The organism is Malonomonas rubra DSM 5091 (assembly GCF_900142125.1).
Lineage (GTDB): Bacteria > Desulfobacterota > Desulfuromonadia > Desulfuromonadales > Geopsychrobacteraceae > Malonomonas > Malonomonas rubra.
Genome location: NZ_FQZT01000007.1, coordinates 203,670 through 216,851, shown reverse-complemented (window position 1 = coordinate 216,851; position 13,182 = coordinate 203,670). Strand labels below are relative to the sequence as shown.

General features: G+C 55.7%; 13 protein-coding genes. 7 read left to right on the top strand and 6 right to left on the bottom strand.

The features are described from left to right. Both BUB13_RS11365 and BUB13_RS11360 read left to right on the top strand, forming a co-directional pair. The coding region (locus BUB13_RS11365; RefSeq protein ID WP_139249363.1) for an ammonia-forming cytochrome c nitrite reductase subunit c552 at positions 1–976 on the top strand (976 nt) is incomplete at its 5' end. Between the two features lie 99 nt (positions 977–1,075). Beyond that, positions 1,076–1,987 carry an RluA family pseudouridine synthase gene (locus tag BUB13_RS11360; protein ID WP_072908872.1) on the top strand — a complete coding sequence of 304 codons (912 nt, stop codon included), beginning with the start codon at positions 1,076–1,078 and terminating at the stop codon, positions 1,985–1,987. Positions 1,988–1,998: 11 nt separating this feature from the next. Here BUB13_RS11360 and BUB13_RS11355 read toward each other — a convergent pair whose 3' ends face one another. Together BUB13_RS11355 and BUB13_RS11350 are read right to left on the bottom strand one after the other, a co-directional pair. Beyond that, positions 1,999–2,523 carry a hypothetical protein gene (locus BUB13_RS11355; RefSeq protein WP_072908871.1) on the bottom strand — a complete coding sequence of 175 codons (525 nt, stop codon included), beginning with the start codon at positions 2,521–2,523 and terminating at the stop codon, positions 1,999–2,001. Beyond that, positions 2,520–3,182, bottom strand: a complete 663-nt coding sequence (locus BUB13_RS11350) for an arylesterase (RefSeq protein ID WP_072908870.1) — start codon at positions 3,180–3,182, stop codon at positions 2,520–2,522. The genes BUB13_RS11355 and BUB13_RS11350 overlap by 4 nt, the downstream gene beginning before the upstream one ends. Between BUB13_RS11350 and BUB13_RS11345 the strand changes: the two genes are divergently transcribed. The 3 genes from BUB13_RS11345 to BUB13_RS11335 are packed head-to-tail and all read left to right on the top strand — an operon-like array spanning position 3,181 to position 7,660. Then, positions 3,181–3,870, top strand: a complete 690-nt coding sequence (locus tag BUB13_RS11345; RefSeq protein WP_072908869.1) for an ABC transporter ATP-binding protein — start codon at positions 3,181–3,183, stop codon at positions 3,868–3,870. The two genes, BUB13_RS11350 and BUB13_RS11345, sit on opposite strands and share 2 nt — an antisense overlap. Next, the gene (locus BUB13_RS11340; protein WP_072908868.1) at positions 3,867–6,395 is read left to right on the top strand and encodes an ABC transporter permease; all 2,529 of its coding nucleotides are present in this window, start codon (positions 3,867–3,869) and stop codon (positions 6,393–6,395) included. Before BUB13_RS11345 ends, BUB13_RS11340 begins: the two co-directional genes overlap by 4 nt. 17 nt (positions 6,396–6,412) lie before the next feature. Beyond that, complete coding sequence (locus BUB13_RS11335) at positions 6,413–7,660, top strand: DUF945 family protein (protein WP_072908867.1); 1,248 nt, start codon at positions 6,413–6,415, stop codon at positions 7,658–7,660. On the opposite strand, the gene BUB13_RS11330 is transcribed toward BUB13_RS11335, so the two are convergent. After that, complete coding sequence (locus tag BUB13_RS11330) at positions 7,661–8,398, bottom strand: hypothetical protein (protein WP_072908866.1); 738 nt, start codon at positions 8,396–8,398, stop codon at positions 7,661–7,663. 179 nt (positions 8,399–8,577) lie between these two features. Between BUB13_RS11330 and BUB13_RS11325 the strand changes: the two genes are divergently transcribed. Continuing rightward, on the top strand, positions 8,578–9,621 hold the full coding sequence (locus tag BUB13_RS11325; RefSeq protein ID WP_072908865.1) for a GGDEF domain-containing protein: 1,044 nt from the start codon (positions 8,578–8,580) through the stop codon (positions 9,619–9,621). Positions 9,622–9,623: 2 nt separating this feature from the next. Here the strand turns inward: BUB13_RS11325 and BUB13_RS11320 are convergent, their stop codons facing one another. Next, entirely contained in the window at positions 9,624–10,367 is a 744-nt protein-coding gene (locus BUB13_RS11320) for an SDR family NAD(P)-dependent oxidoreductase (protein WP_072908864.1), read from the bottom strand. Positions 10,368–10,577: 210 nt separating this feature from the next. Between BUB13_RS11320 and BUB13_RS11315 the strand changes: the two genes are divergently transcribed. Then, positions 10,578–11,084: a C40 family peptidase gene (locus BUB13_RS11315; RefSeq protein WP_072908863.1), complete on the top strand. Its 507-nt coding sequence runs from the start codon at positions 10,578–10,580 to the stop codon at positions 11,082–11,084. A 6-nt stretch (positions 11,085–11,090) separates the two neighbouring features. On the opposite strand, the gene BUB13_RS11310 is transcribed toward BUB13_RS11315, so the two are convergent. Both BUB13_RS11310 and BUB13_RS11305 read right to left on the bottom strand, forming a co-directional pair. Continuing rightward, the gene (locus tag BUB13_RS11310; RefSeq protein WP_072908862.1) at positions 11,091–11,906 is read right to left on the bottom strand and encodes a ZIP family metal transporter; all 816 of its coding nucleotides are present in this window, start codon (positions 11,904–11,906) and stop codon (positions 11,091–11,093) included. 128 nt (positions 11,907–12,034) lie between these two features. Then, entirely contained in the window at positions 12,035–12,916 is an 882-nt protein-coding gene (locus BUB13_RS11305) for an ATP-binding protein (RefSeq protein ID WP_072908861.1), read from the bottom strand. Positions 12,917–13,182 lie beyond the last annotated feature (266 nt).

Below are 13,182 nucleotides of genomic sequence, written 5' to 3'. Positions count from 1 at the left end.
CGTCACCCGCGATTATCTGAAGCGCGCGCTTGATGCCGAAGGCAGCATGCCGTTCGCCGATGCGACCCATCAGGAGATGCGTTCCCTGGTCTGTGCCCAGTGTCATTCCGAGTACTACTTCAAAAAGACCCCATGGACCGACGCCAACGGTCAGGAGCAGACTGCTGCCGTGGTCACCTTCCCGTGGAACAATGGTTTCTCCGCTGAAGATATCGAGAAGTACTACGATGAGCGCAGCTTTGTCGACTGGACCCACAAAGTCAGCAAGACCCCGATGCTGAAAGCTCAGCACCCCGGCTACGAAACCTTCATCACCGGTGCCCACGGTAAAGCCGGTCTGGCCTGTGCCGACTGCCATATGCCGTACGTTCGTGAAGGCGGCGTCAAGTACTCCAACCACAACGTCGGCAGCCCGCTCAAGGACATCGCCAACACCTGCCTGAACTGCCACAGTGGTACCGAGGAAGAGTTCAAGAAGACTGTTGAAGACAAGCTGGCACGGAAAGATGAACTGCACAAGAAAGCCACTCAGGTTATCGCCAAAGCTCACCTGGAAGCTGGCAAAGCCCTGGAACTGGGCGCGACTGACGAAGAAATGAAGGCGGCCCAGACCGATATCCGTCATGCCCAGTGGCGTTGGGACTACTCGATCGCTGCCCACGGTTCTTTCTTCCACGCACCAGAAGAGACCCTGCGTGTGCTCGGCAGTGCAATTGAAAAGGGCCAGGAAGCACGTATCAAGCTTCGCACCCTGCTCGCCAAGTACGGTGCTGCTGATTTCGAAGCACCTGACTTTTCGACCAAGGAAAAAGCACAAGCCGTTATCGGCCTGCCGTTCGACAAGCTGGTTGACGACAAGAACCAGTTCCTCAAAGGCCTGAAGCAGGAGTGGTTCCAGGAAGGTCTGGAAAAGGGAATCTACGATCCGAAGAGTCGTGAAGGCATGACTCTGAAGGTCTCCTACCCGACCAACTAAAGATTCAGCGATAGCTGATCTGTTTCCGGCCCTGTTCACTGCGATGAGCAGGGCCTTTTTCTTGTTGCTGCATCACCGGCAAAAGCCTATCTTCTGCGTATGCCCATCTTTAACGTCGATAAGAAAGATAGCGACTCTTCCCTGCTGGAATTTCTGCAGCAGCAGATACCTGCTGCACCCCTGTCATACCTGCGGCAAATGGTAAAAAAGGGAAAAGTCAGCAACCACTCCGGTTTGCTGACGCTGGATTCTCCGCTGAGTGTCGGTGATGGCATCCGCCTGCCAGATAGCGGTCGCCTGCAGGAATTTCTTTCAACACCCCCAAGTGAACAGACGCCGTTGCAGATCCTCTATGAAACAAGAGAGATTCTTGTGGTGGACAAGCCGGCCGGGCTGGCGATCCACAGCAGCGTTGGCCATGAAACCGACAACCTCACCACGCGCGCCGGGCAGTTGCTGAAACAGCGTGGCTCGAAATTCAGCATCGCTCCCGTGCACAGGCTCGATCTGGGAACCTCCGGTCCGGTGTTGTTCGGCAAAGGGAAAAAAGCTTGCGCCGAGTTGGGGCAACTGTTCATGCGCCATGAGGTGGAGAAATACTACCTGGCGTTGGTTGCGGGAAAAACCAGCGGCAGCGGTCGGTTGGAGTCTGTGGTGAAAGCGAAGGGGAAAAAGAAACTTGCCAGCACGGAATTTCGCGCCCTTGCCAGAAACGAACAGGCATCCCTGCTGGAGTTGCGTCTGCATACTGGTCGCCAGCATCAGATCCGACAGCAACTGGCGCAACAGAAGCATCCACTGTTCGGCGACCAGCGTTACCACGGCCCCTGCCCACAAGAGCTGCCACGCATGTTCCTGCACAGCTGCTGTCTCGCTTTTGTCGACCCTTTCAGCGGGGCGCCGATCAGCATCAAGTCGCCTTTGCCGGATGAGCTGGAAGCGTTTCTGGTACAGGTTGGGCTAGGTGCAGAAGATAAAGGTGATGGGGGGAAGGCAGAACGCGGCTGCTGAGTTTCCAATTCTCATCGGGTTTTATTTAAAATACGGTCTGCCTGTTCCGGAAAGTTTTTCTTTAAGCATTCTGGGCAAATTGAGTGGGTAAAATCTGCAGAGGTTCGATCAGAAATAAATACTTCAAGAGGTTGCCAGGATGCCTGGTTTTTCGGGTCGCTGTTTTGACTCCGCATCTTTTTGCATGAAGAGCAGATGGGCAATAATCCGCTTAGAGTGTTTTTCGCTTCGATCAGCATTTTGGTTTGAATGCGATTGCTGATAAGGACAAATACGGCGCCCCCAAAGAAGACAACACCAACAAACAATTCACCCAAAATATTTATTCTACTGATAAATGAGATTGCAACGATCCCATATCCCAGCAGGAAAAAAAGCATGAGGCCCTGCAGCAGATGAATCTTTTTTGTCAGGGGCAGTTGTTTGTTTTCCGGCAAAAAAGGAATCATTACCAGCAGCTTTCTTGATTCCCACAGACTGAGTCCCATGATGATCCCCCCGATGATGATCATGGCCGCGCTAAAAAAGTGAGTCATTTTTTCCCTTTATTTTTCCCTTTATTTTTTTCCGGGGCAATCTCTTCCAGCACTTCTTCCAGCAATGGCAGCATTTTATCGACTATCACATTGACCCCGATCATTGTCGGGTGAATGCCGTCCGGCTGGTTCAGCTCGGGAATTCCAGCGACACCATCGAGGAAAAATGGATAAAGCGGCACCTGATGTTGCTGTGCAAGCTCAGGGTAGATGCTGTCAAAGCTGTTATAATAGGCCTCGCCCAGGTTGCGCGGGGCTTTCATCCCGGCCAGCACAGCACGGATATTCTTCTGCTTCAGCCGGTGCAGGATGGTATCGAGATTCTGCCGGGTCTGGATCGGTTGCAGGCCGCGCAGGGCATCGTTGGCTCCCAGCTCGATGATCACCAGGTCGGGTTGGTCGGTCAGCGCCCAGTCGAGCCGGCTCAGGCCGCCGAAGCTGGTGTCGCCGGAGACCCCGGCGTTGAACACTTTAACTTTGTGCCCACGCCCCTGCAGGGCGATCTCCAGTTGCGCGGGGAAGGCGGCCTGTTGCGGCAGCCCGTAGCCGGCGGTTAAACTGTCACCGAGGACGACAATCCGTATCGGCGTGGTTTCCGCCCGCAGCGGATTCAGCCCGCAGCATAAAAACAGCAAAAGCAGTAAAGAAGGAGCTTTCATGATCGATCCGATTGTTGAGGTTGCAGATCTACAACTCAGTTTAGTTGGCGGCGCCGGCCCGGTCAATATCCTGCGTGGCGTCGACCTGCAGGTTGCCGCTGGCGAAACCTTGAGCATCGTCGGGCCTTCGGGGGCTGGGAAAACCAGTCTGCTGATGGTGCTCTCCGGTCTGGAACAGGCCGATGCGGGGAGGGTGAAAATTGCCGGAACCGACTTGCGGCAGCTGGATGAGGATGGCCTGGCCCGTTTCCGTCGCAGGCAGGTCGGTATCGTCTTTCAATCCTTTCACCTGGTGCCGACCATGACGGCGTTGGAAAATGTCGCTCTTCCGCTGGAATTCGCTGGCGTCGATGACGCCCTGCAGCAGGCTCATCAGGCGCTTACTGCTGTTGGCCTGGAGCAGCGGCTGCAGCATTTCCCCGGTCAGCTTTCCGGTGGTGAGCAGCAGCGGGTCGCTTTGGCGCGGGCCTTTGTCGCCAAACCGAAGCTGATTCTGGCTGACGAGCCGACCGGGAACCTGGATGGCGAAACGGGCGAAAAGGTGATGGAGCTGTTGTTCGGGCTACAGCACGAATTCGGTACCACCCTGGTTCTGGTGACTCATGATCCGAAGCTGGCCGGTCGTTGTCAGAGAACAATTCAGATGATCGACGGTTGTCTGCAACCTGTTGACGGGATGGTCGCGTGAGTCGGTTCGCTTTTTTACCGCAGGCGCTGCGCCTGGTGCGTCGTGAACTGCGTGGTGGACTGCGCGGTTTCGGCGTTTTTCTCGCCTGCCTGTTTCTCGGGGTCTTTGCCATCAGCGCCATTGGCAGCTTCAGTGCGGCCGCCCGGTCCGGGCTGCTGGCGGATGCCGGGGCGCTGCTCGGTGGCGACCTAGAGATCCGGTTGTCGCAGCGTTCGCTGACGGATGAACAGCGTGCTTTCATTGAGCAATTCGGGCTACTTTCCAGTGTGCTGGAAATGCGCACCATGGCGACGGCGGTGGCAACACAGCAGAGTGCCCTGGTCGAGCTGAAAGCGGTCGATGGCGCATATCCGCTTTACGGCGAGCTGCCGATTGTGCCGGAGCAAAAGTCTGAGACTGCTCTGGCCGGTGCGGGGGTGCGTTTTGGCGCACTGGTCGAACAGAGCTTTTTACAGCGTTTCGCGATCGCAGTTGGCGATCGTGTGAAGGTCGGCGCGGCAGAATTTACGGTTCGCGGCATATTGCAGAACGAACCGGATCGCACCGTGCGCGCATTTCATCTCGGACCTCGGTTGCTGGTCAGTCAAGCCGCTTTGCGGGCAACTGATCTGCTGCAACCGGGCAGCCTGGTGACCTACCGATATCGCCTGAAACTGCCCGATCGGGAGCAGGTTGAAGCTGTCAGCAGCGCGTTGCAGCAACGCTTTCCCGATGCCGGCTGGCGGTTACGGGATTGGCGTAAAGCAGCGCCGCGGGTGAGATTTTTTCTCGATCGGATGAGCACAAACCTGACCTTGCTCGGTCTCTGCGCCCTGCTGGTCGGGGGGCTCGGCGTGTCGGGTGCGGTGCGCGGTTATCTCAACGGCAAGCTGGAGCATATTGCCACCATGAAATGCCTCGGTGCGTCCAGTCGGGTGGTTTTTACTGCGTACCTGCTGCAGGTTCTGCTGCTCGGTTTTGTCGGCTCCTCTCTTGGCCTTCTGCTTGGTGCGGCTGTGCCCTGGCTGATTGCCCGTTTTGCCGGCAACCTGTTGCCGATCCCGCTGCAGGCCGGTTTTTATCCCCAGGTGTTGCTGGTTTCTGCTCTGTTCGGCCTGTTGATCGCGCTGCTTTTTTCTCTTAAAGAACTGGGAATCGCTCGCCGCGTGCCGCCGGCGATGCTGTTTCGTGGCTATGTCGACAGCGGGCGCAAAAATCCGGGGAGGACTATCTGGCTGGCGGTCGCTGCCAGTGGACTGGCGTTGGCGCTGGTCGCGCTGTTCAGCAGTAGCGACAAGCAACTGGCGGGCTGGTTTATCCTCGGTGCGGCGATCTGTTTTCTCCTGTTCCGCGTGCTGGCAACGCTGGTCATTCGGCTCGTTGCGAAACTGCCGCAGCCGGGAAATCCACGCGTGCGTCTGGCTTTGGCGAATATCAAGCGGCCGGGCGCACCGGCGGTCAGCATCATTTTTTCACTCGGCCTGGGATTGACGGCACTGGTGATGATTGCTCTGGTGCAGGCCAACCTGAACGATATGGTGCGGGATAATATTCCGGCCGATGCGCCCGACTTTTTCCTGCTCGATATTCAGCCGCAGCAGGTTGCTGCTATGGAGGGGAAAATTGCAGAATTTCCTGGTGCTCGGTTGGAGCGTTCACCGACCCTGCGCGGGCGTATAACTTTTATCGACGGGGTTTCGGTGGCGGACGCAACGATCGCGCCGAATGTCCGCTGGGCGGTACGAGGCGACCGCTTTTTCAGTTACAGCGGTACGTTGCCATCTGGGACCGTCTTGACGGCAGGGGAATGGTGGCCGGAGGATTACAGCGGGCCACCGCTGCTCTCGCTCACGGCAGATCTGGCTGAGGGTTTTGGAGTCGGCCTCGGTGACAGCATCAGCGTCAATATTCTTGGTCGTGAGGTGACGGCAGAGATTGCCAATATTCGCGAGGTCGACTGGTCGACTCTGCAGCTCAACTTCGCCCTGCTGTTCGCCCCCGGCTTGCTGGAGAGCGCACCACAGACACACCTGGCCGCCGTGCATCTGCCGGACGGTGTTGAAGAGCAGTACTATCGTAGGGTGACGACTGAGTTTCCGAATATCTCCCTGATCAGCACGGCTGAAGTGCTGAAAAACGTTTCCCTGACTCTTGGACGCATCGGTGCTGCTTTTCAGGGAATGGCGGCGGTGGCTTTGCTGACCGGGTTCTTGGTGCTGGCCGGGGCGGTTTCCGCCGATCAGCACCGGCGGATTCAGGATGCTGTCATTTTCAAGGTTTGTGGCGCGACGCGGCGTGATATCCTGACGACCTTTGCCGCGGAATTCGCCCTGCTCGGTTTGATCGCCGGAATGATCAGCGCCCTGACTGGTGGCTTGGCCGCTTTTGCTATTTTGCGTGGCCCGCTCGATGTGCCTTTCAGTCCTCACCCGGAAGTGATCCTGCTAACCCTGGCGGCGGGGATCGGGCTGACCCTGCTGCTTGGCCTGAGCGGAACCTGGAAAGCTTTGGGTAAGCGGCCCGCAGGTTATCTGCGTCATGACTAGATGTGCTTGGAGTTCGCATGAGAAAAGTTGTTTCTGCCCTGCTGATATTGACCCTGATCCTGTTGTTTGCAGCTACTTACGTTTGCAGCAGTAAAACGGAAACTGTTTTTGCAGAGCAGGTGGCCGAGATCAATCAACTGTATCCCGGTTTAATAAAGCTCGAGTTGAGCGATTATCAGCGTGGATTTTTGTTATCGACGGCCAGGACCCGGGTCGATCTGCGGGGAGAGCAGCTTGAGCTATCTCACCAGATTCGCCATCTTCCCTGGAAAGTGCAGATTTACACCAGCTTCTCTGAAGGCTCCGAGTTAGCCGAAAGGCCGCAGCTGCAGACCGATGTTAGCCTGCAGGGCGCGGTTGAAAGCCGGCTGGGGCTGCCACTGCTTGCTGTTGCCGCTGATGACACGGAAGTACGGCTGGAGGGCTTGCAATTCTCTTGTCGTTTGCAGCCGGGTTTGACCGATGGCGATGTCAGCCTGCAGTTGACCGAGTTGACACTGATTGAGCGGGGCAACGGTGAGTTGCATTTGGGTGACCTGGATTTACAATCGACCATCAGCGATCAGCAGGGTTTGATGATCGGCGCAGGCAAGATGTCCCTCGGCTCCTTGCAGGTGCAGGCGGAAGAGCAGAGCTTTGCCCTCGAAGGGGTGCGGTATACAGTTGAAAACACGCTGCAGGGCGAGGCGGTTGCAGGTGCCTTCGAGCTTTCCCTGGACAGACTGCAACTTGCGGATGAGGAGTTCAACAACGGGCGCTTGCGGATGAGGATCGCCGGGCTCGATGCAGAGACCTTGCGAGAGATGCAGCAGAGTGCGCGGGACCTGCAGCAGCAGTTCGCTTCCGGGCAGAGCGATCCACTGATGTTGCAATTGCAGCTTTTTGCTCTTTACGGACAACTGTTTCAGCAGGGCCTGATACTCTCGATCGAACAACTGGAACTGCAAAGCGATGAGGGTGCTGCCACTGGTAAAGGCGAGTTTGCCCTGGCACAGGGAGATGTGTCCGGGCTGATGGCATTCGAGCAGTTGAACGGAGATTTCCAGCTGCAGCTGGATCAGACTTTTTTCAGCGCCGGATTCCGTATGCTTGATCGCCTGCAGAGCTCTGTGGTGCGCAACCGGGCGGTTCTTAACGAGCAGGCAGAACAGTTGGCTGGAGCGTTTGTGCAGAAAGGCATTTTGCAGCAGACGGATAGCGGCTATCGTCTCGATTTCGCCGTCAGGCAGGGGCAGCCACTGTTGAACGGTCAGGTTCTGAGGTAGTTAAATCGATAGGCTGAGCGATTTGTCGGAGTAAAGTCCGTAGCCTTTGCTTTCTGGTCGCTGGTAAAAGATTGCCCGGCGGCCGTTCTCATCAACTTCGACGGCACCGACTTTAACGCTGATGACCAAGTTGAGTTTGTCCCAGTCGAGGGCGGATTCGTCCGCTGGCCGGCTGAAGTCGAGCTTGATCCGACCATGGTTGATCTGGTAACGGCCGTGGTTCGTAATTTCATCGACCAGCAACTGGTTCTGTTTGCCGACTTTCACCAGTACCGACTCGAAGCACATCAGGTATTCCGCCAACTCTTCAACGAAAACCGGGAACATGTTGGTCTCGCTGGTCATATCGAGACCACTGACGAAGTTTGGGGTCTCGCTGCGGTGCTGCAGTTGCCGGACGATGTCATCGATGCTGTCGAGGGGAACTTTCAGTTGCAGCAGCAGCGAAATCAGCTCAGCTTCTGCGAGCGCCAGCCCGATGTCGAGCAGCTCTTGATTGACGGTATTGAAATCGACCCGGCTGATATCTTCACTGCTCCGGAGTTTTTCGATCAGCTCACGCATGGCGGTAAAACGCCTGCGGGCAGGAGCCGGCTGTTCATGTTTCCTGGGTTGCTGGCCGGGGTAGCCTTCGTGGCGGTCCTGTTGTGGATCGATGCGCGGATAGGGGGTGACCGGTGCAACTTCGCGATGCGGATCACCTCGCCTGTAAGTAACTCTTTTGACTTCTTCCAACATATTCTGACCCTCCGTGGTATAGCTGTTCCCGTCAATGGGACGTTTTCTTTGGGTCTCTTATCGACAGTGTTGGCGAAAAAGTTTAATGAATCAAGTATTTATTGCTTGTGATGATTGACTTCTCGCGCGCCCCCGCTTAAATTAGTAAAGCTAAATGTAAAGGACGCTGTGGACCGGTCATGACTGCTGAGCACGTAAATCTGGTCGAATCGGGGCGGCTCTCGGACGAGCTGGAAACCCTGATCGACATCGGCAAGGCTTTGACTTCACACCTGGAGCTGGAAGATGTTTACCGGGTGGTGATGGATAAAGTCGGGAATTTGCTGCGCCCGCAGGCTTGGTCATTGCTGATTCTGGATGAAGGCAGCAACGAACTCTGTTTCGAAATCGCCATTTCTCCGGCGTCCGGAGAGATGGTCGGAACCCGGCTGAATGCGGACGAGGGGGTGCCCGGCTGGGTGGTCGCCACCGGGATGCCTTTGCTGGTCCCGGATGTGAGCAAAGAGCCACGCTTCTCCAGCCGCAGCGACGAACAGGTCGGCTTTGAAACCCAATCGGTCCTCTGTGTCCCGCTCGTTTCGAACAACCGTATTATCGGCGTTATCCAACTGCTCAATGGTGTCGGGCAGAGTCAGTTCACCGAGCAGGATCAGCGCATTCTTGCCACCATCGCCGATTTCACTGCCATCGCCATTGAAAACTCGCGGCTGCATCAGCAGGTCAGCAGTTTAACGATTACGGATGATCTGACCGGTCTCTATAACGCGCGTCACTTCCAGACCCTGTGCGATTACGAGATGGAACGGGCCAGCCGTTACGGAAACGAACTGTCGATGGTGTTCCTCGACCTCGATCATTTCAAACAGGTGAATGATACCTACGGCCATCTGACTGGCAGTCGCTTGCTCAAAGAGGTCGGGGCGCTGTTCAAAAAGGTGATTCGGGTCGTCGATCATGCGGCCCGCTACGGCGGCGACGAGTTTGTCTTTCTGCTCCCATCGACCAGCAAGAAGGGGGCTCTTGCCATGGCGCAAAACCTGCTCGATACCCTGCGTAGCACCGAGTTTAAGTCGGATTGTGGCCAGGCGATGAAAATTACCGCCAGTCTCGGTGTTGCCACCTACCCAACCAATGCCTACTGCATTCAGGAACTGATCAAACTGGCCGATGAATCGATGTACGAGGTGAAGCGCGGTACTCGCAACAACGTCATCAGCGCTTGACCTCAAATATCTCGATTCACCGCCAAGTGTCCCCATGACTGGTCAAGGCACATCGCCTCCATGTGGTTGATGTTGACGTGTGGTGGAAGGTTGGCGAGCCACCAGATCATCTCGGCGATATCTTCCGGACGGAGCGGTTCGGTTCCCTTGTAAACCTGACTCGCTTTTTCCGTATCCCCTTTAAAGCGAACATTGGAGAATTCGCTCTCTGCCATTCCGGGAGCGAGGGTCGTCACCTTGACCTTTTTCCCCAGCAGGTCAGCCCGCAGGTTGCGGCCGAACTGTTCGACAAAAGCCTTGGTGCCACCGTAAACATTACCGCCGGGGTAAGGCCAGCGGCCGGCTGTCGAACCGATGTTGATGATCTGACCGCTGTTGCGTTCAACCATCTGTGGCAAGATGGCACGAGTGGCGTAAATCACCCCTTTGATGTTGGTTTCAACCATGTTTTCCCAGTCGTCCGGGTTGACCTCCCAGGCCGGTTCCAGCCCCAGCGCCAGTCCGGCGTTGTTCAGCAGCAGGTCGATATTCTCCAGTGTCCCCAGTTTGGCAAAGATCTGTTCACGATCCTGCATGTCGAGGGTGATGATGTCACGAACGGCATCGCCGAGTTCGGTTTGCAGCTGTTGCAGTCGCTCGCTGCGGCGACCGGTGAGAACCAGTTGCCAGCCTTCGGCGGCGAAACGACGAGCAGTGGCTTCTCCAAAGCCGGATGTGGCTCCGGTGATCAGGATGGTTTTTGACATATTGGACTCCATTATTCGGTAGCAGTTCAGCGATCTATGCGCCGTTTTTTGTCAATTTACTGCTCGATCCGGCAAATTTTGCAGATTCGAAACCTGTTATCTTCTCAGAGTTTTTTTCTAACCTATTGAAATTATGTAAAAGCAAAAAGAGATTGTCAATGGAACAAAATTTGCTTTTGCTAATAATAGTCGTTCGATTGGAGGTGACAGATGCTTTTTATCCGCTGCAGCCTGTTTTTTGTTGTCCTTTTGCTGCTGTCCGCATGCGCCGGTCATCAAACCGTGCAGCAGTTCGATCGGCCGTCTGTTGTTTCTACCACCGCGTCAGCTCCAGAGTTGAACACAGCGCCTCCGAAGCCACTAACGGTCATTGCAACCGCGCGCCGCATGCTCGGAACTCCGTACCGTTACGGGGGCGCTGATCCCCGCGGGTTCGATTGCAGTGGGCTGGTGTCCTATGCTTACCGCAGTGTCGGCATCCGCGTACCGCGGACCTCAAGCGAGCAGTTCCGTCAGGCCGAGCCGGTCAAAGCGAAAAACCTGAAGTCAGGCGACCTGCTGTTTTTCCGTCTCTCCCCGCCAAAAGTTTCACATGTTGCCATTTATGATGGCGACGGGCGGTTCATTCACGCACCCTCTTCCGGCAAGCGGGTGAGTTACGCCTCTCTTGAGAATCCTTACTGGCGCCAGCATCTGGTTGGTGCCGGCCGTTTCTGATCGCGATCAGCCGAGCGATACGTCAAGCAGCATCATCACGGAAAAGCCGATCATCGTCGCCATGGTAACCAGGTCAATATTCGCCTGAACCCGCTGCGATTCGGGAATCAACTCTTCGACGACGACGAAAATCATCGCGCCGGCGGCAAAACAGAGGGCGTAGGGCAGAACCGGTTGCATCGTCAGAACGAAAACCGCACCTAAAACACCGAAAATCGGTTCCACGATGCCGGATGCCTGTCCCATCAGGAAGCTCTTATGGCGGCTGAGCCCTTCACGACGAAGTGGCATCGAAACCGCTGTCCCTTCCGGGAAGTTCTGAATGCCGATGCCGATAGCTAGGGCGATTGCCCCACCGATGGTGGCAGATGGTAGATCCGCGCCGACGGCTCCGAAGGCGACACCAACGGCTAAGCCTTCTGGGGCGTTATGCATAGTAATCGCGACCACCAGCAAGGTGCTACGCTGCCAAGAGGTTTTCACCCCTTCGCTCTGTTCCATTTTCAGCCCCGGGTGTAGGTGGGGGAGAAATTTATCAGTCAAACGCATGAAAATGCCGCCGCCGAGAAAACCGATAACCGCTGTCAACCAGGGAATCTGACCCATTTGCTCGGCCATTTCAATGCCGGGGTTCAGTAGTGACCAGAAACTGGCAGCGATCATGACGCCGGCAGCGAAACCGAGAGTGGCGTCAAGATGTTTTGGGTTGATTTCATTTTTGACATAAACAGCTGCAGCACCGGCAGCCGTCATCGCCCAGGTGAAGAGCGTGCCAAGCAATGCCTGCGTGACCGGGCTGAGTTGCAGAAAGGCATCAATCATCGGTAATCCTCCTGAAATCTACTTCAATTTATCTTTGGGCAAAGAATACCGAAAATGTAGCATAAATTTTAGGCGGCGGGCGCAGCAGATAAAAAAAGAGGCCGGGGGTCTTAACCGGCCTCTTGTTGTTATTTCATCAGGTATTTACCGACCCAGTTCTTGGAAAACTGGTAAGCGGTGCGACCGCAGCGCTTGCTTTTCTGATGGCTCCATTTGATCGCGGCCTGCTGCAGATCGTCACTCCAGGGGACCGGGCGACCCAATTCTTTGCTCCACCTTTCGACGCAGAGCTTGACCGCCTCGAGATAGCGCTCCTGGCTAAAAACGTGGAAGGGAACCCAGAGGCCGAAGCGATCTGACAGCGAGCTCTTCTCTTCCTGAATTTCACTCTGCTGCAGTTCGCCTTTGACGTATTTACCGCCCAGGTGGTCACCGTCGTACTCCGGCAGCAGGTAGCGGCGGTTACTGGTGACGTAAATCAGTACATTGTCAGGTGCCGAGTAAACAGATCCGTCCAGTGCGCTTTTCAGCATCTTGTAAGCCAGCTCACCCGTCTCGAAAGTCAGGTCGTCACAGAGCAGGATGAAGCGGTAGGGCTCCTCTTCGATGGCGGCGAAGATTTCCGACAGGTAGATCAGATCTTCTTTTTCCACCTGGATGATGCGCAGCCCCTGGTCGCCATACTCGTTCAGCAACGCCTTGACGATGGATGATTTTCCGGTACCGCGCGACCCCCACAGCAGGGCGTTGTTCGCAGGCAGCCCCTGCAGGAATTGCCGGGTGTTGTTGACCATGATCTCTTTCTGCTCTTCGACGCCGAGCAACTCTTCCAGCCGGGTGTTGTCGGTCACCTTGACCGGTTCAAGATAGCCGGAAAAGGAATGGCGGCGCCAGTTGGCGGCGTGACATTTCGACCAGTCGACCGGTTTGCTGGCACGCGGCAACAACATCTCCACCGAGCCGAGAACACGCTCCAGCTGGGCAACAACTTCAGGTTTCAGGTTCATCATCATCTTTCTCCTTCACAGGGTACAGATATACTTAAGCGACAAAAGTCGGGAAACGAACTGCAAATAATCTGGCTGAGGGGTGTCACAACGCGAAAGGCGGGACCTGCCGGACAATCATGCAAATTTCTGAATCGACTGTATACGCCAGAACAGCGTTTGCTGTCAAATTCCCATCCTGTAAAGCGGGAGGAATAATGATATTTCCCTGTATGGGCAATCAATTTGCATTGGGGGATAGAAGTAATATACAAATCGACTAACGAATA